Genomic DNA, 21,312 nt, shown 5'->3' on the forward strand with positions numbered 1-21,312 from the left:
CAGGAGCGCCGCGCGCCCACCCCACCACCATGACAGACACTGCCAAACCCCGCCGCGAGCAGATTCTCGACTCGGCCAGCCGCCTCTTCTCCGAGCGCGGGTATCACGCGACCAGCATGCGCGACCTCGCCGGGGACCTGGGCATGCAGGGCGGCAGCCTGTACGCGCACATTTCCTCGAAAGAAGAACTGCTGATCGAGATCGTCAATCAGGCGTCCCGGCAGTTCGACACGGCGCTGTTCACGCTGCGCGGCGAGGCCATGCCCGCCGACCAGAAACTCCGAGAGGCCATGTACCGCCACATCCGCGTGGTCGCGGACAACATGGACAGCGCCACCGTGTTCTTCCACGAGTGGAAACACCTGTCCCCCGAGGCGTACGCCCGCGTGACCGGCTGGCGCGACACCATCGACGCCTTCTACCGCGAACTGATCACGCAGGGCGTGCAGGAAGGAACTTTCCGAGCCGACCTGGACATCAAGATGACCTCGTACCTCGTGCTGTCCGCCGTGAACTGGGCGTACACCTGGTACCGCCCCGGCGGGAACCTCGGGCCGCGCGACGTGGCCGAACAGTTCGCGGACATGCTGCTCGGCGGCCTGCGCGCGCCCACCGGAGAGCGGCCGTGAGTCACCCCACCGTCACCGTCCCCATCCGCGAGGCGATCCGCTACGCGCAGGGCCGCGCCGAACGCCTGGGCCGCACCCAGCAACTCGAGATCGGCACGGACCTGTTCATCCGCATCGGCCCCGGCGGCCGCAAGTTCCTGCTGTTCAGCCTGGAAGACGAACCGCAGCGCAGCAGCGCCGAAGCCATCGCCGCCGCCCTGGGCCTGAAAAACCCCACGTACGGCTGGCATCAGGGCGCCACCCTGCGCTCCCTGACCGTCATCGAGGAAGGCGCCCAGAGCCTCCCCGAAAGCGGCCCCGCCGAAGCGGACGACGGCACGCTGTAAGGCACGCCGCGCCGGACGACGCAACAGAACGGGGGTGGCAATCGGCCTGAGCCAGTTGCCACCCCCGTTCCAGTGACTTAATTCTTGGCGTTGCCTTCGAAGGCGGCCTTGAACTTCTGGAGGTCCTCGGCGATCTGCTGGCTGGGTTCCTCACCGAACAGTTTCGCCACGGCCGCGCCGAGCGGGCCGGCCGGGGGGCGGTACGAGAGGGCCACGTGCACGCGGGTGCCGCCGTTGGGGAGCGATTCGAACTGCACGCTGCCGGCGTTGTCGACGGTCGCGCCGGGCAGGGAGTGCCAGCCGATGCGCTGGCCGGGCTTGTCGTTCACGATCTCGGCTTCCCACTCGACGTGCGTGCCCAGCGGGGCCTTGGCAACCCAGCGGCTGCGTTTCTCGTCGAGGGCCGTGACGCTCTCAAGGTGGCTCATGATCTGGGGAAGGTTCTCCAGTTTGCGCCAGAAGTCGTACACGTCCTGCGCGGGGCGGTCGATGACGACGCTGTGCTCCACGAAGATCGGCTTGGCGGCCGCGCTGTTGCCACTCAGGCCGGCGGCGGCCATCACCGGGTCGTTGCCGGTCGCGGCGCGGTACGCGAGGTACCCGCCGACGGCGGCCATGCCCAGGCCCAGCACGCCTCTTTTGCGCAGTCCCATCAGCAGCAGGGCGCCACCGGCGGCGCCGCTGATCATGCGGGTCTGATCCATTCCACTTTCGTTGTTGGTCATAATTCGTCCTCCGTGAGGGTCAGTGTAATAACGCCCGGCACCCTCGGGGTGAAGTTCCGGGCAGAACTCATTAAGTACCCTTGATCTTCGCGGCGCCGTCCGGGGGTGCGTGGCCCTGTTGTTCGCTGCCTGCGTGCTGGTCCTGAATGACCTGCGCGGCCGCCCGGTCCTGCTGCGTGACCGGCCCGCCCTGCACGGACGCGTCCAGGTTGGTGTTGGCGCCCTGGGTCGCGTGGTCACTGCCGGAGTGTTCACTGGCGGCCTCGGGCGTGCTCACGGGGTCAGGGCCGGGTTGTGCCGCCTGTCCGGCGCCGTTCTGTCCGGCTTGCTGCTGTTCAGTTCTGTCTGCCACCATCTACCCCCAGTCAGGAGACCGCTGCGGTCGCGGGTGCGAACGGCGTCCTTGCAGTTTGAGGCTTTCATCCTGGCCCACCGACCCGCCCCGCAACATGTGGCGCGGCCCAATGCACCTCCATACAGTCCCGCCCGCACAGTCCTGCCCGCCATCCGCGTCCCCGGCTGACGTGGGCAGGGCGGCCGGCCTCCAGACGCCCGCTTCCAGACACCTGTGCGGGCCGGTCTGCGGCGGCGGGCGTTCCTGGGCTACCCTGCCCTCTATATGAGATCCTCCCCTGCTCCGGGCCGACTGGACGGCCTTTCACTGGCCGCGATTCTGGTCACGATCGTGTTCTGGGCGTCGGCCTTCGCGGGGATCCGGGCGGGGCTGGAGGTCTTCACGCCGGGGCACGTGACGCTGTACCGCTTTCTGGTCGCCAGTCTCGCGCTGGGCGTGTACGCGCTGATTGCGCGGATTCCGGTGCCTCCGCTGGCGGACCTGGGGCGGATCGCGGCGCTGAGTTTCTCGGGGATCACGCTGTACCACGTCTGCCTGAATTACGGCGAGGTGAGCGTCCCGGCGGGTACGGCCAGCCTGATCATTGCGGCGGGGCCGGTCATCACGGCGCTGCTGGCCACGCGTTTTGGTGGGGAGCGGCTGAACGCGCTGGGGTGGGCGGGCACGCTGGTCAGTCTGGGCGGCGTGACGCTGATCGTGCTGGGCAGCGGTCAGGGACTGAGTTTCACGCGGGGGGCGCTGCTGATCCTGGCGGCAGCTGTGTTCACCAGCGTGTACTTCGTGTTCCAGAAGCCGCTGCTGCGGCGCATGAACCCGCTGCACTTCACGGTGTGGTCGCTGATGCTGGGCACCGTGCCGATGCTGGTGTTCCTGCCGGGCTTCGGGGCCGAGCTGCGGGCCGCGCCGCTGCACGCGCACCTGGCGATGGTGTACATCGGGTTGTTCCCGGCGGCGCTGGCGTACCTGACCTGGACGTTCGCGCTCTCGCGGGTGGGGGCGGGCGTGACCACGTCGTTCCTGTACGTGTCGCCGGTGTTCGCGGTGCTGATCGCGTGGGCGTGGCTGGGTGAACTGCCGACCCTGATCAGCGTGCTGGGCGGCGTGATTGCCGTGGCGGGCGTGGTGCTGGTGAACACGCGCGGCCGCCCGGCGCTCATGACCGCACCCGTGCCCGCTGCGGCGCCGGATGTGCGGTCATGAGCGCCGGGACGGGACCGCTGGGCGTGCAGGACGTGACGGTCCGCCTGGGCGGCGAGGTGATCCTGAGTGGCGTGACGCTGGACGTGCAGCGCGGCGAGTTCCTGGCCCTGATCGGCCCGTCCGGTGGCGGCAAGAGCACGCTGCTGCGCATCCTGGCGGGCCTGCTGAAGCCCGCGTCCGGCACAGTGCGGATCGGGACGCCCCCGGCGCTGGTGTTTCAGGATTACCGGTTGCTGCCGTGGCGCAGCGCCCTGCGGAACGTGGCGCTGCCCGCCGACCTGGGGGCCGGGGGGGGCCTGCCGCCCGCCGAGGCGCTGAAACTGGTGGGCATGGAGGAGTATGGCTCTTACTTCCCGGCGCAGCTGTCGGGCGGGATGCGGGCGCGGGTGGCGCTGGCCCGCGCGCTGGCGCAGAGCGGGGACGTGCTGCTGCTGGACGAACCGTTCGCGGCGCTCGACGCGCTGGTCCGCGAGCGCTTCAACGCCGAGTTGCGGCACCTGCACGAGAAGACGGGCCGGACGACGGTCCTGGTCACGCACTCGATCCGCGAGGCGGTGTGGCTGGCCGACCGGGTGGCGGTCCTGCGGGACGGGCAGATCGTCGAGGTGCTCGATACGCGCGGCGAGGGCCGCGTGAGCGCGTACACGGACGGGCTGGAGGCGCACCTGCGCTCGGTGCTGGGCACCGGGGACAGCACCCGCGTGCGCTCGGACGTGCCCGCCCCGCGCAGCGCCGGGTGGCTGCTGCCGCTGCTGGCGGTGGGGCTGGCGCTGGCCGGGTGGCAGCTGGGCGCGTCGGCGCTGGGTCAGCCGTTCCTGCTGCCCACCCCGGCCGCCGTGTGGCAGGAGGCGGTGCGGACCGCTCCGGCGCTGGCGGCGGCGTTCTGGGTGACGGTCCGCACGGCGCTGCTGGGCACGCTGCTGGGCGCGCTGGGCGGCGTGCTGATCGGGTACCCGCTGGCGAAGTGGCGGGCGCTGGAACGCTTCCTGAGTCCGTTCATCGTGGCGTCGCAGAGTACGCCGATCGTGGTGCTCGCCCCGCTGCTGGTGTCGTGGCTGGGTTTCGGGTTCCTGCCGGCCGTGGTCGTGTCGGCTCTGAGCGCCCTGTACCCGATCATGGTGGCGACCCTGGTGGGCGTGCGCGAACTGGAAGCCACGTACCACGAGCTGTTCAGCACCCTGCAGGCCAGCGCGTGGCAGCGGCTGCGGCGGCTGGAACTGCCGGGCGCGCTGCCCGTCATGCTGGGCGGCCTGCGGCTGGCGGCCAGTCTGGCACTGATCGGGGCGGTCGTGTGGGAGTTCGTGGACCCCAACCAGAAGGGCCTGGGCCTGTCGGTGCAGGTGGCGGGCGTGTACCAGAACAAGGCGGCGCAGTTCGCGGCGATCGCGTTGCTGATCGGGTACGGGGTGCTGGTGTACGCGCTGATCACAGGCCTGGAACGCCGCGTCATGCAGCGGCGGGGTCGGTAGGCGTTCACCCGGACGAATGGGCGCGGCGGGCGCTACCCTGGGCCGCATGGACAGACCGCTGGTGTGTGTGGGGGCGCTCGTGTGGGGCCAGGATGGCCGGGTGCTGCTGGTGCGCACCACGAAATGGCGTGGGCTGTGGGGCGTGCCCGGAGGCAAGGTCGAGTGGGGCGAGACGCTGCTGGGCGCCGTGACCCGCGAGTTCCGTGAGGAAGTGGGCCTGGAGTTACGGGACGTGCTGTACGCGCAGACGCAGGAATCGGTCCTGAACCCGGAGTTCCATAAGCCCGCGCACATGCTGCTGGTGGACTTCTTTGCCAGCACGGACGGGCACGAGATCACGCCGAACGAGGAGATCGAGGAGTGGGCCTGGGTGCACCTGTCTGGGGCGCTGAAATACCCGCTGAACGGCGTGACGCGCACGCTGGTGGAACTGGCCCTGCGGCGGGGTGAGCAGTGACGGAGCGCACCGACACCACGCAGGGTCGGGGGACGGCGCTCGTCACGGGCGCGTCGCGGGGGATCGGGCGGGCGCTGGCCGTCGCGCTGGCCGCCGAGGGCTTCGACGTGGCGGTGCATTACCGGGGCAGCGAGGCCGACGCGCAGGAGACCGCGCGGCTGTGCCACGAGTACGGCGTGCAGGCGACTGCGTTGCAGGCGGACCTGACCGACCCCGCCCAGGCGCGCGCGCTGGTCCGCGCAGCCCACTCGGCCCTTCCGGGGTCGGGGCTGGCGGTACTGGTGAACAACGTAGGCAACTACGTGAACCGCCCGCTGCTGGACACCACCGACGCCGAGTGGGCCGACATGCTGGGCAGCAACCTGACCGCCACCTTCGCCACCTGCCAGGAGGCGGCGCCGCTGCTGCGCGCGCGCGGCTGGGGGCGCATCGTGAACCTGGGGTACGCGGGGGCCTCCTCGAACGTGGCGCGGCCTGGGATCGTGCCGTACGTGATCGCCAAGGCCGGGGTGCTGCAACTGAGCCGGTCGCTGGCGGTGGTGCTGGCCGGCAGTGGTGTCAGCGTGAACGTGGTCAGTCCCGGCGTGATCGAAACGAGCGTGAGTCAGCCGGTCGCGCAGATTCCGGCCGGTCGGCCCGGCACCGTGCCGGAGCTGGTGCAGGCGGCGCTGTCGTTCGTGCGGGCCAGTGATTACCTGACCGGGCAGGAACTGGAAGTCGCGGGCGGCTGGAACCTCTGATACGGACTCCGATTGAATGGCTTGCAAAGCCGTTCAATCCGAGCGGACGCGAGTAGGAGCAATGAGGATTCCGGGCGTGGAGTTGGCAACCCGGTGTGGTTCCGGGTTGTTAACGAAACAGACGGAATCCGTATGACATGGACTCCGGTTGAATGGCCTGCAAAGCCGTTCAATCCGAGTGGATGCCGGGAGGAGAGAACCACCCCTCCGGGTCTGGGGGTCAGCGGAGGTTCAGGACGGCGCGGGGCGTGGCGGGCAGGGGCGCGGGGGTACTTTTCCAGAGGGTCTGTCCGGTGGGGCTGGTCAGGGTCGCCTGCACGGTGTAGGCGTGGCCCCGTTGCAGACGGACGGGGTTGAACAGGACCTGGTAGGGGGCGGGCAGGCGGCTGACCGGGAAGCGGACGGTGACGGGCGCGCGGTCGGGCGCGGTGGTGTCGCGGATGGTGACGGTGGCCTGCGTGCCGGCCGGGAAGTTCTGGCGGGTGTTCGTGGCGGTGCGCAGTTGTCCGCGCAGTTCGTGCCAGCCGGTGGGAATGTCGCGGCTGGGTGCGGCGTCCACGGGTGTGAGGGTGATCTGGGCCAGGACCGGGCTGAGGATGACGCTGCCAGCGCGGTTCTGGGCGTGGGCGGCGGAGAACAGCAGGCCGGGCAGCAGCGCGGCGGGCAGCAGAGCAGAGCGCAGGGTGTTTGTGAAAAACTTCATACCTTCATGGTGCGCGTCTGACCGGGTCCGTGCAAGACCCTGTCGCACCAGCGGGGCAGCGGCTGTCAAGCAGACCTGCCTGCCCGAGGGCTCAGAACCTCATGAGTCTTTGCCGGGCGGCGACTTTCGGGGCCGGGCGTGACGGGAGCGACTTCATAAGACTGCCGGTCAGGACGGCGTTCTGGACGGCACTTTCTCTTTCTACGGACACGCACCAAAAAATGAGCAATATGAGAGCTGGCTCATGACGCGGGTGCTGTTATACACCCGTTCGTCTATTCTGGACAGATAAACAGACGTGAGGAGCGCACTTTTCAGGCATTCCGAACCTGCAAAAAACAAATGTGGTGAATTCGACACTCGTTTCATCCACCCGCGCCCGCAACCTGCGTATGATCACTACCAGTTCCAACCACTCATCTTCAGGGCCGCGCCACACACGACTTTTCCGGTCGTCGTGTCAGAACCTCATCGTTCCTGACCGCCCGTGTCCGCCGCACCCAGCGCCCGCCAGCCCGGCCAGCCGGGTCCGGCGCGGCCCTGAACGCCCCACCCCGGAACGCCCCAGGAGGTCCACCATGAACGCACGTACCGCTCTTGGAACACTTGCCCTTACCCTGGCCCTCGCCTCTTGCGGCACGCAGAACGCCGCCACCCCCAGCGCCGAGACCGCCACCGACGCGGCCATCACCCGCACGCAGGCCCCCCTCCTGGGCACCACCAACCCCGACGCCATCCCCGGCCAGTACATCGTCGTCCTGAGCGGCGGCCAGAGCGCCGGCAGCATCAAACTTCAGGCCGACACCCTGGTCAGCTCGCTGGGCCTCGACCCGCAGGGCGTGCAGGTCCAGCAGGTCTACACCCAGACCATCCAGGGCTTCGCCGCGAAACTCAGCGCCCAGAACCTGAGCCGCCTGCAGGCTGACCCCCGAGTCAAGTACATCGAGCAGGACGCCGTCATGCGCATGAGCGCCACCCAGACCGGCGCCACCTGGGGCCTGGACCGCATCGACCAGCGCAACCTCCCGCTGGACGGCAGCTACACGTACAGCACCACCGCCAGCGGCGTCAAGGCGTACATCATCGACACCGGCATCAACACCGCGCACACCAGCTTCGGCGGGCGCGCCGTGTGGGGCACCAACACCACCGGCGACGGCAACAACAGCGACTGCCAGGGCCACGGCACGCACGTGGCCGGCACGGTCGGCAGCGCCACCTGGGGCGTCGCCAAGGGCGTCAGCCTGATCGCCGTGAAGGTGCTGGACTGCTCCGGCAGCGGCAGCAACTCCGGCGTGATCGCCGGCGTGAACTGGGCCGTGAGCAACAAGGGCACCAGCAAGGCCGTGGCGAACATGAGCCTGGGCGGCGGCTTCAGCCAGGCCGTGAACGACGCCGTGAACAGCGCCGCCAGCCAGAACCTCGTGATGGTCGTCGCGGCCGGCAACGAGAACCAGAACGCCTGCAACGTCTCCCCCGCCAGCGCCGCCAGCGCCATCACGGTCGGCAGCACCACCAACACCGACGCCCGCAGCTCGTTCAGCAACTTCGGCACCTGCGTGGACATCTTCGCGCCCGGCAGCAACATCACCAGCACCTGGATCGGCTCCACGACCGCCACGAACACCATCAGCGGCACCTCCATGGCCTCCCCGCACGTGGCCGGCGCCGCCGCACTCGCCCTGGCGAACGGCGGCAGCACCAGCAGCGGCGTCACCAGCACCCTGACCGGCAACGCCACCACCGGCAAGGTCACGGGCGCCGGCACCGGCAGCCCCAACCGCCTGCTGTTCACGGGCACCGGCACCGTCACCCCGCCGCCCGCCGGCACCACGTACACCGGTACGGTCGCTGCCGCCGGGAACTCGTACCAGCCCGGCACGGCCGGCTTCAGCTACGCGGGCGGCACGCTGAAAGGCAACCTGAGCGGCCCCAGCGGCACGGACTTCGACCTGTACCTGCAGAAGCTCTCGGGCAGCACCTGGACGCAGGTGGCGGCCAGTGAGGGCAGCACCAGCACCGAGGCGATCACCTACACGGCCACCAGCGGCACGTACCGCTGGCGCGTGTACGCCTACAGCGGCAGCGGCAGCTACAGCCTCACCGAAACGAAGTAAACGCATTCCCGGGGGACGTCCACAGCAGCGTGGGCGTCCCCCTGACCGCGCCGCCACTCGCCTCTCCCTCCCCCTGCCCGAGGTCACCCATGTTCAAACCCCTGCACGCCGTCCTGACCGCCGTGGGCATGCTGGCCCTGTCCGCCTGCTCCAGCCAGACCGCCCCCAGCGCCGGGGCCGCCCTGCCCGCCGAATCGCAGACCGTGACCGGCACCACCCCCGCCTTCAGTGACCTGAGCAGCCAGATCGTGTACGGCACGGTCACCAGCGTCACCAACCGCCCCTATCAGGTCAGCGTGACCCCCAGCACCGAACTGGCCGGCGGCTGGTGCGGCGGCACCCTGATCAGCGCCAGCTGGGTCCTGACCGCCGCGCACTGCGTGGAAGGCCAGAGCACCAGCTCCATGCGCGTCCGCGCCGGCATCAATAACCTGACCACCAGCACCGGTCAGCTGCGCAGCGCCAGCAGCATCCTGCTGTACCCGGGCCGCAGCACCAGCAGCGACGCCTACGACATCGCGCTCATCAGGGTCAGCAGCCCCTTCACGCTGGGCAGCACCGTGCAGCCCGCCGCGCTGCCCAGCAACACCGTCGAGGCCATCCTGGACGTGAACGGCAGGAGCGCCACCGTCAGCGGGTGGGGCAAGACCGAAACCGGCGCCTCCAGCCCCACCGCGCTGCGCGAGGTCACCATTCCCATCACGCCCACCGGCACCGACTGCGGCACCCGCCCCGGCAACACCATCTGCGGGAAGTACGCCAGCGGCAAGGACTCCTGCAACGGCGACAGCGGCGGCCCGCTGGCCGCCACGTACAACGGCAAGTTCTACGTGCTGGGCGCCGTCAGCTACGGCCCGACCGCCTGCCGCGGCTACGGCGTGTACACCCGCGTGAACGGTTACATCAACTGGATCTACCAGCAGACCGGCGTCGCCGCGCAGTAAACCCGCGCTGACCACTCCTCTCCGCAGCGAACCGAGGCTTCCCCGCCCGGTTCGCTGTTCTCTGCCGGGCTGCCCCCCGCATCCGCGAGAATGTGGGCGTGTCCTTCTCCACTCCGCTGACCAGCCATACCCAGGCGACCGCGCACCTGTCCCTGGACCCCGTTCTGGCCGAAGTGATCGCCCGCGTGGGTGAACTGCCGGTCCTGACGCCCACCCCGGACCCGTTCGGGACGCTGATCCGCAGCGTGACCGGGCAGCAGCTGAGCGTGAAGGCCGCCGCCAGCATCCACGCCCGCGTGACGGACACGCTGGGCGAGGTGAACGCCGACACGCTGCTCGCCACGAGTGGGGATACCCTGCGCGGCGCGGGCCTGTCGTGGGCAAAGGTGCGGACCGTGCAGGCCGCCGCGCAGGCCGCAAAGACCGGCGCGGTGGATTTCGCGCACCTCGCCGCGCAGGACGACGAGGACGTGATCGCGGCGCTGCTGCCGCTGCCCGGCATCGGCCGCTGGACCGCCGAGATGTTCCTGATGTTCGCTCTGGCCCGCCCGGACGTGTTCAGCCTCGGGGACCTCGCGCTGCGCCAGGGCCTGGCCCGCCTGCACCCGCACGAGGCGCCCGCCGACGTGCTGGCCCGCTGGAGCCCGTACCGCACCCTGGCCGCCCGCTACGTCTGGGCCGACAACGCCCGCGTGAAAGCGGGCGGCCAGCCGGTGTGATGGTTGATGGCGGATGGCGGATGGCGGATGGCGGATGGCGGATGGTCAACAGCGTGTGCGCGGCGAACCTGCCTGCGTCAACCCCACCCAGTCCCTACTGCCCCCGGCGCCACTCCTCATAGGGAATGCGGTCGATGGTGAAGGTGTCGCGGGTGTGCGCGTACGTGCCGCGCCCGCCCAGGCGGCCGATCAGGTCCAGGGCAGCGGTATCCACGTGGTGGCGTTCGGCGTCCTGCACGGCGTCGGCGCGCATGGTCAGGCCCAGCACCTCGCCCAGGATGATGCGGGTGCGGCCGATGGTGAGGGTCTGCACCTCGCGGCATTCCAGGGCGGCGGGCGCGGCGGCCACGCGCGGCACACGGACCTTCACGCCCGGCGTGAGCGCAATGCCCAGCGCGTCGGGTTCGGCGTGCCCGTGCGGGAAGTCGGTGGCGGTGGCGTTCATGGCGTCGGCCAGGGCGGCGCTGACCATGTTCACGGTGAACTCGCCGCCGGGCGGAATGTTCAGTGCGGTGTCCTTGGGGGTGCCGTCGGCGCGGTCACCGGGTGCGAACGCCACGACGGGCGGGTCGCTGCCCATCAGCCCGAAGAACGAGTACGGCGCGAGGTTCACGTGCCCGTCCGCGCCGAGCGTGCCGACCCACGCGATGGGACGCGGGACGACGGTGGCGGTCAGCAGCTTGTAGCGCGCGGCGGCGGGCAGCGCGGTCAGGTCGAAGTGCTGCACGTCCGGCGGGGTGGTGGGGGCCTGGGTCATGCGCGCAGCGTAGCGGTAGCATGCCGGTCATGACTGAGCCTCAGCCCACCCCGCCCGGCCCCGTCCCGTACCGCGAGGCGTACGCACGGCTGTCCCGCATCGCGGCCGAACTGGAATCCGGCGAGGCCGACCTGGACCGCGTCCTGCCGCTGCTGGAGGAGGCCCGCGAGGCGTACGCGCAGTGCCGCGAGCGGATCGAGGCGGTGCGCGGTGTCCTGGCGGGCGACTGGGCGGACAGCGACCCGGAAGACGAATCCGACGCTGACTAGGCAGTAGCGGGTGGGGAGTGGGTCGTGACTGACCTGCGACCCTCCCTCCCGCTGGCTACTGCACTTCCTGCTGGCTACTGCCCGCCGATGGCCTCGCGGACGGGTGTGCTGCCGCTGACGAGTTCGGTGGTCTGCCCGGCGCTGCCCGGTTGTTCCAGGGCGGCCAGAACGGCGGCGGCCACGTCGTCGCGGGGGATCATGCCGCGCGGGGCGGGCATTCCGGCACTGACCTGACCGGTGCCGGGCGTGTCGGTCAGACCGCCGGGGCGCAGGATGGTCCAGTCGAGCCTGCTGGCCTGCACGTGCGCGTCCGAGGTGGCCTTGACGCGCAGCACGGCGTTCAGGAAGGGCGGCATCTGGTCCGGGCGGTCCACGCCCATGGAACTGACGACCACCAGGCGGCGCGGGCCTCCGGTGGCGGCGCGGCCCGCGAGTTCGTCGGTCAGGGCGATCAGGGCGTCCCCGTCGATGGCCTGGTAGCGGCCGCTGGTGCCGGCCCCGGCGGCCCACACGACCGCTTCTGCGCCGTCCAGGGCGTGCTGCCAGTCGCCCGTCAGGTCGCCCAGGATGGGGACAGCGCCGTGCAGGGCGACCATGTCCGCCTGCTCCTGCGTGCGGACGAGAGCGGTGACGGCGTGACCGGCCTGCGCGGCCTGATGCACGACGCGGCGGCCAACGCCTCCGGCCGCTCCGATGACAGTGATCTTCATGCCGCCCAGCCTACGCCCGGCCCCCACGCGGGTCACTGTCGGCCCGCTCACGTTGGGCGGCAGGCGGCCTTCACGCGCTGCTTACCGTTCCGGGTGCGGCGGCCGGTCGGCCTGCGCCTCTGCGGGGGCGCGGCGGGCGTATCCTCTGCATTGATGAGTGAAGTTGCCCGCCCTGACCTGAACGGCTCCGGCTCTCCAGACCACACCGCTTCCGTTCCTGCCGCGCGTACCGCACCGGAACCCGCCGCGCCGCGCGTGATTCCGTCCGTGTACCGCTTCGTGGTGAACGTCACGTACCTGCCGGTCCTGGCGAGCGGCATGCACCTGGAAGTGCACGGCCGGGAGCACGTGCCGGTCGCGGGGACGCCGCTGGTCGTGGCGGCCAACCACGTGAGCAGCCTGGACCCGTTCCTGGTGGCGCGGGCGCTGCCGCACGGGCGATTCATGCAGTTCATGGCGAAAAAGGAACTGTTCGTGCCGCTGGTCGGGGACATCATCCGCGCCGGGGGGTCGTTCCCGGTGGACCGCAGCGGCAACGACCTGGGCGCAGTCCGCACGTCCCTGCGGATCCTGAAGGCAGGCGGCACGGTCGGCATCTTCCCGCAGGGCACGCGCGGCGGCGGCGAACTGCACGGCGGGGCGGCGCTGATCGCCGCGAAGGGCCGCGCGCCCATCCTGCCGGCCGGGATCAGCCGCGACGGGAAACGCTGGATCGTGCGCTTCGGCGAGCCCATCTCGCCGCGCGGCGGGATCAAGAGCGTCACGGCGGAACTGGGCGTGGCCCTGACGGAACTGTCCCACCCGGTCGGGCAGCCGTACTGACGGTCGGGCACACCGTGACGGCTGTCCGGAGGCCAGGAGGCGGCGTGCGGTATGCTGGGGGGTGACGGCTGCGGGGGGAAATCCGGTGAGAGTCCGGTCCTGTCGCGCAACGGTAACCCGCCCCTGGTGGCGGTCAAGGCCGAGCACCCCCGCCGTTCACGCCTGCCCGGCACTGGGGGGGCGTGTGGCATGACCTCTCGCGGAGTAGGGGCACGCCGTGGTTGGCCCGCCCCTGGCGCGCGCCTGCCCACGGACTGCTGATCCCTGCGCCGCCCCACTCCGGGGCGGTGTTGTCGTTCCGGGCGAGGGGCGAGGAGCACCCCATGAACCGCACGTTTCTGATTGCAGCCCTGACCGGCTTCCTGACCCTGGGCGGCGCGTCCGCCGCGACCACCTACCCCCTGACCCTGAAAGACGACCTGGGCCGCACCGTGACCGTGAAGGCCGAGCCCAGGCGAATCGTGAGCATGCTGCCCAGCACCAGCGAGACGCTGTGCGCCATCGCGGCCTGCGAGAAGCTGGTGGGCGTGGACGCGTACAGCGACTACCCGCAGGCGGTCACGAAACTGCCGAAGATGGGCGGCCTGTACGACCCGAACATTGAGGCGATCATCGCGCAGAAACCGGACCTGGTGCTGGTCAGTCAGTACGGGAAGCTGGAGGGGCCGCTGACGCAGGCGGGCATCACGGTGGTGGCCGTGAACCCGGAAACGTACGACGAGGTGTTCAGCAAGACCCTGACGCTGGGCCGCATCGTGAACCGCGAGGCGCAGGCGCGGGGGCTGGTGACCCGCATGAAGAGCGACATTGCCCGCGTGGAGATCCTGACGAAGAACGTGGTGCGCAAGCCCACCGCTTACCTGGAGATCGACCCCACGCCGTACTCGGTCGGCCCGAACTCGTTCATGGGCGTGCTGCTGACCAAGGCAGGCGCGCGGAACATCATTCCGGCCAGCATGGGCGACTTCCCGAAAGTGGACCCGGAATTCATCGTGAAGGCCAACCCGCAGCTGATCCTGGGCGTGGATGCCAGAACGGCGGGTGCGCGGCCCGGCTGGAACAGCATCAGTGCACTGAAGACCGGGCGGGTCGTGAGCATCCCGGACGAGCTGAACACCATGCTGGGCCGCCCCGGTCCGCGCCTGCCGCAGGCGCTGCGCGGCCTGGCGAAGATCGTTCACCCGGAACTGTTCAAGTAAGCCGGTGGAGGCCGCCGCGAGTGACCGCCGGGGAGCGGCCGGTGCCCTGGCGCTGCCCCTGAAGACGGCCGGGCTGGTGCTGCTGCTGATCTCGGCGGTGGTGCTGGGCACCGGGCTGGGCAGCGTGAACGTGCCACCCGGCGAGGTGCTGGGCGCGCTGTGGCGCGGCCTGACCGGTCAGGCCCTGGCCGGGAACGACGTGATCGTGTGGCAGATCCGCCTGCCGCGCGTGGTGATGGGCGTGCTGGTGGGCGCCAGCCTCAGCGTGTGCGGGGGCGCGTTTCAGGGCGTGTTCCGCAACCCGCTGGCCGACCCGTACCTGCTGGGCGTGGCGAGCGGCAGCGCGCTGGGCGCCACCATCGCCATCGTGGCGGGCTGGCCGCGCACCCTGATTCCGGTGACGGCGCTGCTGCTGGCGCTGGCCGCCGTGACCTGCACGCTGGCCCTGGCGCGCGAGGGCCGCCGCTTTCCGCCGAACCGCCTGATCCTGGCGGGCGTGGTGGTGGGCAGCGTCCTGAGCGCGGCCACCACGGCGCTGATCCTGCGCGGCGAGGACCGCGCGCGGCAGGTGCTGGCGTACACGCTGGGCGACCTGGGCTTCAGCGGCTGGCCGGACGTGCTGACGGTCCTGCCGTACGCGGCGCTGGGCGGCGGGGCGCTGCTGCTGCTGGCCCGCGCGCTGGACACGCTGCAACTGGGGGAACTCACGGCCCGCAGCCTGGGCGTGCCGGTCGAGCGGCTGCGGCTGATCACGGTCGTGGCGGCCAGCGTCGCCACGGCGGGCGCGGTGGCGTACGTGGGCGTGATCGGATTCGTGGGATTGATCGTGCCGCACGTGGTGCGGCTGATGTTCGGCCCCGGGCACCGGACGCTGCTGCCGCTCTCGGCGCTGCTGGGCGGGGCGCTGCTGGTGTACGCGGACCTGCTGGCCCGCACCACGCCCCTGTCGCAGGTGGGGATCGTGACCACGCTGCTGGGCGGGCCGTTCTTCCTGTGGCTGCTGAGGCGGCAATCCAGTGAGTAGGCCCATGCAGAGCCCGGTCAGCAGTCCGGACCGGCTGGTGGCGCACGACGTGCACGTGCAGGCCGGGTCGTTCCCGGCGGTGCGGGGCGTCACGGTGGCCTTCGCGCCGGGCGAGTTCACGGCCGTGATCGGCCCGAACGGCGCGGGGAAAAGTACGCTGCTGCGCGCCGTGACCGGCCTGACCCCCGTCACGCGCGGCGAAGTGCGGCTGGCGGACCGCCCACTGCGGAGCTGGAGCCGCGCGCAGCGGTCACGGGCACTGGCGTTCCTGGCGCAGAGCGAGGGCCTGCCGGCCGCCGCGCGCGTGCGGGACGTGGTCGCCCTGGGGCGCGGCGCGGGCGAGTGGCGCTTTGGTCTGCTGCCCCGTTCCCCCTGGACCGCCGAGGACGAGGCCGCCGTGGACGCCGCGCTGGACCGCACGGACACCCGCCGCTTCGAGGACCGGCGCGTGTCGGAACTGTCGGGCGGCGAGGCGCAGCGCGTGGCCCTGGCCCGCGCGCTGGCCGCGCAACCCCGGTTCCTGCTGCTGGACGAACCCACCAACCACCTGGACCTCGCGTACGCGCTGGACGTGGTGCGGTACCTGCGCTGCGAGGTGGCCGGGGGGCTGGGCGTCGTGGCGGTCCTGCACGACCTGAACCTCGCGGCCCGCGCCGACCGGCTGGTGCTGCTACACGCCGGGCAGGTCCTGGCCAGCGGGCGGCCCGCCGAGGTACTGACGCCCGCGCACCTGCACGCGGCGTACGGGGTGCGGGTCAGGGTGGTGCAGGACTCAGACCGCCTGCTGGTTATCCCCGAGGATTAGGGCGATGTCTGCCAAGTACTTCCGAACGAACGGCCACCTGCTGGTCTGCCAGGGCCCCAACTGTCAGGCGCGCGGGTCGGCGCTGCTGCACAGAGCCCTGTGGAACCACCTGGAACGCGAGTCCCTGGCGTACTACAAGCGGGGCGGCACGCTGCGCCTGACCGAGAGCGGCTGCCTGGGCTCGTGCAGTTTCGGCCCGAGCCTGTGCGTGTACCGCGCCGCGCCCGGCGTGGGCCTGGAAGAAGCGTGGTACGCCGCCGTGGATTTCCCGCTGGCCGCCCGCATCGCGCAGGCCGTGCACGAGCAGGGACCGCTGCCCGCCGAGCATCAGTACGGCCCGGAGTGAGCGCGACTGGCCTCCGCTCCAGGCTCAGGGTCGGGGGAGGTCGGCAGCGCTGCGGGGTTCCGGGATGGGTTCGTCGTTGTGCTCGCGGCGGAACTGCACGGACATCTCGTACACGCGGCGGCGGGCGCGCATGGCGTTCCCCATGGGCCGGTGGGCTGCCAGGGCGTGCCACGGGTTGAAGCTCAGGCGTTCGTCCGCGAACACCAGCTTGTCCGGACGGGCCGTGTCCTGCGGCGGCACGGTCAACCGGGCGACCACCTGAAAGGGACTCAGGGTCTCGTCCCACTGCACGGAGCCGTCCTCGATGGGCATGCGCTGCGGGTCGGTGCACAGCTGCACCCGCAGTTCCCACACGCCGCCTTCACGGCCCACCGTGTCGGCCATGGCGCGGCGCAGCGCGTCGGCGCGGCCCGGCCCGAGGACCTTCACCGGCTGGTCTTTCAGCGCGGTCAGGTGCGCGGAGGCCGGCGCGAGCGACACCTTGCCCACGTAGTCTCCCCAGCGCTGCGGCAGTTGCGTGTAGTACGTCTCGCCCAGCGGGTGCGTGTGCGGGTGCCCGCCCAGTTGCTTCAGGGCGCCCGCCAGCGGCCCACTATCCCCCGTGACGCGCGCCGCGACCTGCGCGCCCAGCGCCGCCGCGACCTTCAGTTCCTCCGGGGCGTTCAGGGTCAGGCGGATCGGCAACTGGTTGTTCAGGAAGCCGTTGGTGTCCTTCGCGGCGAACACGGGACCGTTGTTCATCAGGAAGTCCTGCGTCACCTCGCCCACGTGCCCGTCCACCATGTCCTGCCCGGCCGGACCCACGATCTTTAGCGCCAGGGCCCGCGGCGTGGACACGCTGTCCGGCAGGATGTCACCGGGAGGCGCGGACAGCCGCAGAACGACCGGGTAGCGGCCCGCCCGCGCGAACAGCCCCTGCGCCAGCGGGGCCGGCAGGTCGCCCGGCACCTCCAGTTCGCCGATCAGCACCCCGTGGGATTTGCTGTGCACGCTGCGAACGGCATGCTGGTAGCGTCCCTGGAAGGCCTCACTGTACCCGCGCATCACCTGCGCGAGCCGCTCGGCGGTCTGCGCCTCGTCCGGTTGCGCCTGCTCAAGCTGATCGTGGTACCGGGCGAACGCGGAAGTCCCGTCGTGAGTCATGACGCAGGCTAACAAGGTGACCGTGGTCATGACCAGCGGGGGCACTTGACGCTCCGTTCAGCGGGCGTTCATGGGCACGCGCCGACCGGTCACGCCCTGGCCCCGGCCCGATCACGCCCTGATCATGAACGGCATGGTGAACTGTACCCACGAAGACCTGCCGACGCACCCGCGCAGACGGGAACCAGGGACAGGTTTTCAGGGAGACCAGCATGAACAGCCACCGTCCTGCCCGCCGACCGGCCCGCCACCTGACCCTGCTTGCCCTCTGCGCCGCGCTGGGAGGCGCGCACGCACAGAACACCGTCAACCTGAACTTCAAGAACCTGACCCTGCAACCTGTGCGGGTCGCGAACCTGGATCTGAACGTGCTGCGCGTGGACCCGGACCTGTTCCAGCAGACCCTGAAAGCCCCGAACGCCCTGCAACTGAACCTGACTGACCTGCCCGCCCGCATCCAGGCCCGCGACGCCGAGGTGCGCCGTAGCCTGGACGTCGTGGGCACCCTGGCCCGCTCGACCGAACTGCGCGCCGACATTGCCCGCACGACCCTGAGCCTCCCGCGCGGCCTGACCGTGCCAGCCACCGTGAAACTCCGGGGCGGCGAGGACAAGGAAGTGCTGCTGTTCGGGCAGGAAACCGTGGCCCTGAGCGTCGCGAACGCCGAGGCCAGCGCCGACCGCAACCGCGCCGCCGTCCTCAACTCCTTTGGCCTGAGCGACCAGAATCCCGTCCCGCGCGAGTTCCTGTCCCAGGACTCCCCGGGCGGCGTGACGCTCGCCGCGAACAGCCGCATCAACGTCGCGGCCCTGAACACCGCCGCCCTGAACCGCCTGCAGACGCGCCTCGCGCCGCCCAAGCCCTCGCAGCCGGGCGGGGAACTCGGGGACGGGTTCGTCAGCAACCCCAGCGACGGCGCGTGCCGCTTCACGCCCACCAGCGCCCTGTTCGGCCAGATGCGCGGCAACGCCATCGACCAGATCACCACCATCAAGGACCAGGGTCGGCGCGGTACCTGCATGGCCTTCGCGTACACCTCCGCGCTGGAAAGCCTGATCGCGCGGCGCAAGAAGATCACCTTCAACCTGTCCGAGCAGTACGCGTACTACTGGCTGCGCGGCGACGACGGCGTGCTGGGAGACGGCGCCGGCTGGGGCGATTTCGATGACGCCATCACCCGCCAGCGCATGCTGCCGACCGAGATCCGCTGGAAGTACAACCCGTCCCGCAGCCGCGTACGCGTGCCCGCCAACACCCAGCAGCCCATCACGGCCTTCAAGAACTCCTGCGTGAACTACGCCGATCAGGCGTGCAGCGACACCACCGCGCAGGCGCAACTGGTCTGCCAGAACGGCACGAACAACTGCGCCTGGAAACCCGAATGGGACATCGCCCCGAACGCCGCGTTCAACTTCCGCGCCACGCAGGGCAACGAAGTCTGGGTGGCGCTCGCCAACAACGCCCTGGGCAACGGGGACGCCGCCCGCGCCTACCGCCGCGCCATGCTGCGCCAGATGATCGACCGGGGCGACCAGCTGATCCTGGGCTTCACGGTCGACGGCGCCTTCGACTCCATCGGCGCCAGCGGCCTGCCCAACACCGGCCTGATGGGCCAGAACCCACGCGGCGGCCACGCCATCCACGTCGTTGGGTACGTGAACACCGGCACGCAGACGTACACGGCGAAGATCGCCGGACTGGTCAACGTGAAACTGGCCCTGCCCACCGGGTACTTCGTGATCAAGAACTCCTGGAGTTGCGGCTTCGGCGACGGCGGCTACGCCTACCTGCCCGACAACTTCATGGATAAGGAAGTGTACGGCGTGTACAACATCCCCGCGAACGCCGTCGCCAGCGACATGGCCGGATTCTGAACCCAGGGTAAGAGAAGGGGGGCCGCAGCCAGTCGCGCTGCGGCCCCCTTCTGCTGGTGGGTCGTTACTCGACGGTGACGCTCTTGGCGAGGTTGCGGGGTTTGTCCACGTCCTTGCCCAGCGCGGCGGCCGTGAAGTACGCCAGGAGTTGCATGGCGACGGCGTTCACGACGGGGCTGACCATCTCGTGCGCGCGGGGGACGTAGATCACGTCGTCGCCGTGGCGGGCGTTCTCGGTGTCGCCGTCGCTGAGGAACAGGATGACCTTGCCGGCGCGGGCGCGGACTTCCTGCACGTTGCTGATGGTTTTTTCCAGCAGGCGGCTCTCGGTGGCGATCACGGCGACCGGCAGGTTCTCGTCGATCAGGGCGATGGGGCCGTGCTTCATCTCGCCGGCTGCGTAGGCCTCGGCGTGGATGTAGCTGATCTCCTTGAGTTTCAGGGCGCCCTCGTAGGCGGTGGGGCTGTTCACGCCACGCCCCAGGAACAGGTAGTCGCGAGCGTGCGCGTACTTCTCGGCGACTTCCTTGATGCGGGCCACGCGTTCGGGGGCCAGGGCTTCCTCGACCAGGCGGGGCAGTTCGCGCGCGGCTTTCAGGAGTTCGGCGCCCTGCTCCTCACTGAGCGTGCCACGGGCGCGGCCGAGCCAGAGGGCCAGCATCAGGAACGCGCTGACCATGCTGGTGTACGCCTTGGTGCTGGCGACGCCGATCTCGGGTCCGGCGTGGATGTACAGCGTGTCGTCCAGTTCGCGGGTCATGGAGCTGCCCTTGGCGTTGATGACGCCCAGGGTCTTCGCGCCGAACTTCTTGGCCTCGCGCAGCGCTTCGAGGGTGTCGATGGTCTCGCCGCTCTGGGAGACGACGATGGCCAGGGTGTTCTCGCTGACCAGGGGGTCGCGGTAGCGGTACTCGCTGGCGACGTCCACCTCGACGGGGATGCGGGCGAGCTGCTCGATCAGGTACTCGCCGACCAGTCCGGCGTAGAAGGCGGTGCCGCACGCGATGATGCTGATGCGCTTGAAGGAGCCGGGGTCGAGGTTGATGTCGAGGTTGACCTCGCCGGTGTCGTCGTGCAGGCGGCCGATCAGGGTATTGGTGAGGGCCTGGGGCTGCTCGTAGATTTCCTTGAGCATGTACGTGTCGAACCCGCCCTTCTCGGCGGCCTCGGCGTCCCATTCGATGTGCTCGATGGTGCGTTCCTGTGGGTTGCCGGCAAGGTCCATGACGCGGAAGCCGTCGTCGTGCAGGACGACCATGTCGCCGTCGTGCAGGAAGACCATGTTGCGGGTGTAGGCCAGCAGGGCGGGCACGTCGCTGGCCAGGAACATCTCGCCCTCGCCGACGCCCATGACGAGCGGGCTGACGGTGCGCGCGGCGACGATCTCGCGGTGGTCGACGTGCGTGACGACGATGCCGTACGCGCCGCGCACCTGCGCGAGTGCCGCGCGGACCGCTTCTTCGAGGTTGCCCGCGTAGGCTTCCTCGATCAGGTGGGCCAGCACTTCACTGTCGGTTTCGCTCTTGAACTGGTGCCCGCGTCCCTGGAGGCCCTCTTTGAGGGTCAGGTAGTTCTCGATGATGCCGTTGTGAATGATGACGATGCGGCCGTCCTCGGTGGCGTGAGGGTGGGCGTTCGTGTCGTTCGGCAGGCCGTGCGTGGCCCAGCGGGTGTGCCCGATGCCCAGCGAGCCGGTCATGGGCTGGCCGTCGAGGAGGGTGCTGAGGTTCTCGAGCTTCCCGGCTTTCTTCTTCACGTCGATGCATTCGCCGTCATGGATGGCGATGCCGGCGCTGTCGTAGCCGCGGTACTCGAGTTTGGCAAGCCCGGAGATCAGGACTTGCTGGGCTTGACGGGGGCCGATGTATCCAACGATTCCACACATGGTGACTCCATCCCGCCGGCGGCGCTGGGGCCGGGCGGGGGTGCCTGTCTTTGAAGTTGTTGTGCGTCGTGCGCGGCCTTATGCCCACGTTGCC

The 21,312-nt window shown here is 70.2% G+C and carries 23 protein-coding genes; 16 read left to right on the forward strand and 7 right to left on the reverse strand.

Translation table 11 applies throughout. From position 1 onward, the window contains the following. Positions 1-29 precede the first annotated feature (29 nt). The gene (locus M8445_RS03855; RefSeq protein ID WP_273989816.1) at positions 30-629 is read left to right on the forward strand and encodes a TetR/AcrR family transcriptional regulator; all 600 of its coding nucleotides are present in this window, start codon (positions 30-32) and stop codon (positions 627-629) included. Next, on the forward strand, positions 626-955 hold the full coding sequence (locus M8445_RS03860) for a hypothetical protein (protein ID WP_273989817.1): 330 nt from the start codon (positions 626-628) through the stop codon (positions 953-955). The genes M8445_RS03855 and M8445_RS03860 overlap by 4 nt, the downstream gene beginning before the upstream one ends. Before the next feature lie 77 nt (positions 956-1,032). Here M8445_RS03860 and M8445_RS03865 read toward each other — a convergent pair whose 3' ends face one another. Then, on the reverse strand, positions 1,033-1,680 hold the full coding sequence (locus M8445_RS03865; RefSeq protein WP_273989819.1) for an SRPBCC family protein: 648 nt from the start codon (positions 1,678-1,680) through the stop codon (positions 1,033-1,035). Positions 1,681-1,750: 70 nt separating this feature from the next. Further along, complete coding sequence (locus M8445_RS03870; protein WP_273989820.1) at positions 1,751-2,032, reverse strand: hypothetical protein; 282 nt, start codon at positions 2,030-2,032, stop codon at positions 1,751-1,753. A gap of 267 nt (positions 2,033-2,299) precedes the next feature. Here M8445_RS03870 and M8445_RS03875 point away from each other — a divergent pair, with 267 nt between their 5' ends. From M8445_RS03875 to tmpR, 4 genes are read left to right on the forward strand one after another with little or no spacing between them, the layout of a single operon-like run. Next, entirely contained in the window at positions 2,300-3,235 is a 936-nt protein-coding gene (locus tag M8445_RS03875) for a DMT family transporter (protein ID WP_273989821.1), read from the forward strand. Further along, entirely contained in the window at positions 3,232-4,704 is a 1,473-nt protein-coding gene (locus tag M8445_RS03880; RefSeq protein ID WP_273989823.1) for an ABC transporter permease subunit, read from the forward strand. Before M8445_RS03875 ends, M8445_RS03880 begins: the two co-directional genes overlap by 4 nt. 46 nt (positions 4,705-4,750) lie before the next feature. Next, a complete protein-coding gene (locus tag M8445_RS03885; protein WP_273989824.1) occupies positions 4,751-5,161 on the forward strand; it encodes an NUDIX domain-containing protein in 411 nt (136 codons plus the stop codon). Beyond that, positions 5,158-5,901, forward strand: a complete 744-nt coding sequence (tmpR, locus tag M8445_RS03890) for a bifunctional dihydropteridine reductase/dihydrofolate reductase TmpR (protein ID WP_273989826.1) — start codon at positions 5,158-5,160, stop codon at positions 5,899-5,901. The genes M8445_RS03885 and tmpR overlap by 4 nt, the downstream gene beginning before the upstream one ends. A 220-nt stretch (positions 5,902-6,121) precedes the next feature. On the opposite strand, the gene M8445_RS03895 is transcribed toward tmpR, so the two are convergent. Beyond that, on the reverse strand, positions 6,122-6,604 hold the full coding sequence (locus M8445_RS03895) for a YbaY family lipoprotein (protein ID WP_273989828.1): 483 nt from the start codon (positions 6,602-6,604) through the stop codon (positions 6,122-6,124). A 578-nt stretch (positions 6,605-7,182) separates the two neighbouring features. Here M8445_RS03895 and M8445_RS03900 point away from each other — a divergent pair. The 3 genes from M8445_RS03900 (at position 7,183) to M8445_RS03910 (ending at position 10,384) form a co-directional block, all read left to right on the forward strand. Beyond that, a complete protein-coding gene (locus M8445_RS03900) occupies positions 7,183-8,721 on the forward strand; it encodes a S8 family serine peptidase (protein ID WP_273989829.1) in 1,539 nt (512 codons plus the stop codon). Between the two features lie 89 nt (positions 8,722-8,810). Continuing rightward, positions 8,811-9,665: a serine protease gene (locus M8445_RS03905; protein ID WP_273989830.1), complete on the forward strand. Its 855-nt coding sequence runs from the start codon at positions 8,811-8,813 to the stop codon at positions 9,663-9,665. Positions 9,666-9,763: 98 nt separating this feature from the next. Next, on the forward strand, positions 9,764-10,384 hold the full coding sequence (locus M8445_RS03910; protein ID WP_273989831.1) for a DNA-3-methyladenine glycosylase family protein: 621 nt from the start codon (positions 9,764-9,766) through the stop codon (positions 10,382-10,384). A gap of 94 nt (positions 10,385-10,478) precedes the next feature. Here M8445_RS03910 and M8445_RS03915 read toward each other — a convergent pair whose 3' ends face one another. Continuing rightward, positions 10,479-11,141, reverse strand: a complete 663-nt coding sequence (locus M8445_RS03915; protein ID WP_273989833.1) for a flavin reductase family protein — start codon at positions 11,139-11,141, stop codon at positions 10,479-10,481. A 29-nt stretch (positions 11,142-11,170) separates the two neighbouring features. Here M8445_RS03915 and xseB point away from each other — a divergent pair, with 29 nt between their 5' ends. Continuing rightward, positions 11,171-11,410: an exodeoxyribonuclease VII small subunit gene (gene xseB, locus M8445_RS03920; protein WP_273989835.1), complete on the forward strand. Its 240-nt coding sequence runs from the start codon at positions 11,171-11,173 to the stop codon at positions 11,408-11,410. 74 nt (positions 11,411-11,484) lie between these two features. On the opposite strand, the gene M8445_RS03925 is transcribed toward xseB, so the two are convergent. Beyond that, entirely contained in the window at positions 11,485-12,120 is a 636-nt protein-coding gene (locus M8445_RS03925) for an NAD(P)H-binding protein (RefSeq protein WP_273989838.1), read from the reverse strand. Positions 12,121-12,273: 153 nt separating this feature from the next. On the opposite strand from M8445_RS03925, the gene M8445_RS03930 reads away from it, so the two are divergent. The 5 genes from M8445_RS03930 (at position 12,274) to M8445_RS03950 (ending at position 16,316) form a co-directional block, all read left to right on the forward strand. After that, the gene (locus M8445_RS03930; protein WP_273989839.1) at positions 12,274-12,942 is read left to right on the forward strand and encodes a lysophospholipid acyltransferase family protein; all 669 of its coding nucleotides are present in this window, start codon (positions 12,274-12,276) and stop codon (positions 12,940-12,942) included. 323 nt (positions 12,943-13,265) lie between these two features. After that, the gene (locus M8445_RS03935; RefSeq protein WP_273989840.1) at positions 13,266-14,141 is read left to right on the forward strand and encodes an ABC transporter substrate-binding protein; all 876 of its coding nucleotides are present in this window, start codon (positions 13,266-13,268) and stop codon (positions 14,139-14,141) included. 4 nt (positions 14,142-14,145) lie between these two features. Beyond that, positions 14,146-15,165: a FecCD family ABC transporter permease gene (locus M8445_RS03940; RefSeq protein WP_380091022.1), complete on the forward strand. Its 1,020-nt coding sequence runs from the start codon at positions 14,146-14,148 to the stop codon at positions 15,163-15,165. A gap of 4 nt (positions 15,166-15,169) precedes the next feature. Then, positions 15,170-15,970: an ABC transporter ATP-binding protein gene (locus M8445_RS03945; protein ID WP_273989841.1), complete on the forward strand. Its 801-nt coding sequence runs from the start codon at positions 15,170-15,172 to the stop codon at positions 15,968-15,970. A 4-nt stretch (positions 15,971-15,974) separates the two neighbouring features. Beyond that, positions 15,975-16,316: a (2Fe-2S) ferredoxin domain-containing protein gene (locus M8445_RS03950; RefSeq protein WP_273989843.1), complete on the forward strand. Its 342-nt coding sequence runs from the start codon at positions 15,975-15,977 to the stop codon at positions 16,314-16,316. A gap of 24 nt (positions 16,317-16,340) precedes the next feature. Here the strand turns inward: M8445_RS03950 and M8445_RS03955 are convergent, their stop codons facing one another. Further along, positions 16,341-17,459: a catalase family protein gene (locus tag M8445_RS03955; protein ID WP_273989845.1), complete on the reverse strand. Its 1,119-nt coding sequence runs from the start codon at positions 17,457-17,459 to the stop codon at positions 16,341-16,343. Between the two features lie 212 nt (positions 17,460-17,671). Between M8445_RS03955 and M8445_RS03960 the strand changes: the two genes are divergently transcribed. Continuing rightward, positions 17,672-19,333 (forward strand): C1 family peptidase, encoded by a 1,662-nt coding sequence (locus M8445_RS03960; RefSeq protein ID WP_273989846.1) that lies wholly within the window; start codon positions 17,672-17,674, stop codon positions 19,331-19,333. A gap of 64 nt (positions 19,334-19,397) precedes the next feature. On the opposite strand, the gene glmS is transcribed toward M8445_RS03960, so the two are convergent. After that, positions 19,398-21,218, reverse strand: coding sequence for a glutamine--fructose-6-phosphate transaminase (isomerizing) (gene glmS / locus M8445_RS03965; RefSeq protein ID WP_273989847.1), 1,821 nt, complete (start codon positions 21,216-21,218; stop codon positions 19,398-19,400). Between the last annotated feature and the right edge of the window lie 94 nt (positions 21,219-21,312).

It is taken from the genome of Deinococcus aquaticus (genome assembly GCF_028622095.1).
Classification (GTDB): Bacteria; Deinococcota; Deinococci; order Deinococcales; family Deinococcaceae; genus Deinococcus; species Deinococcus aquaticus.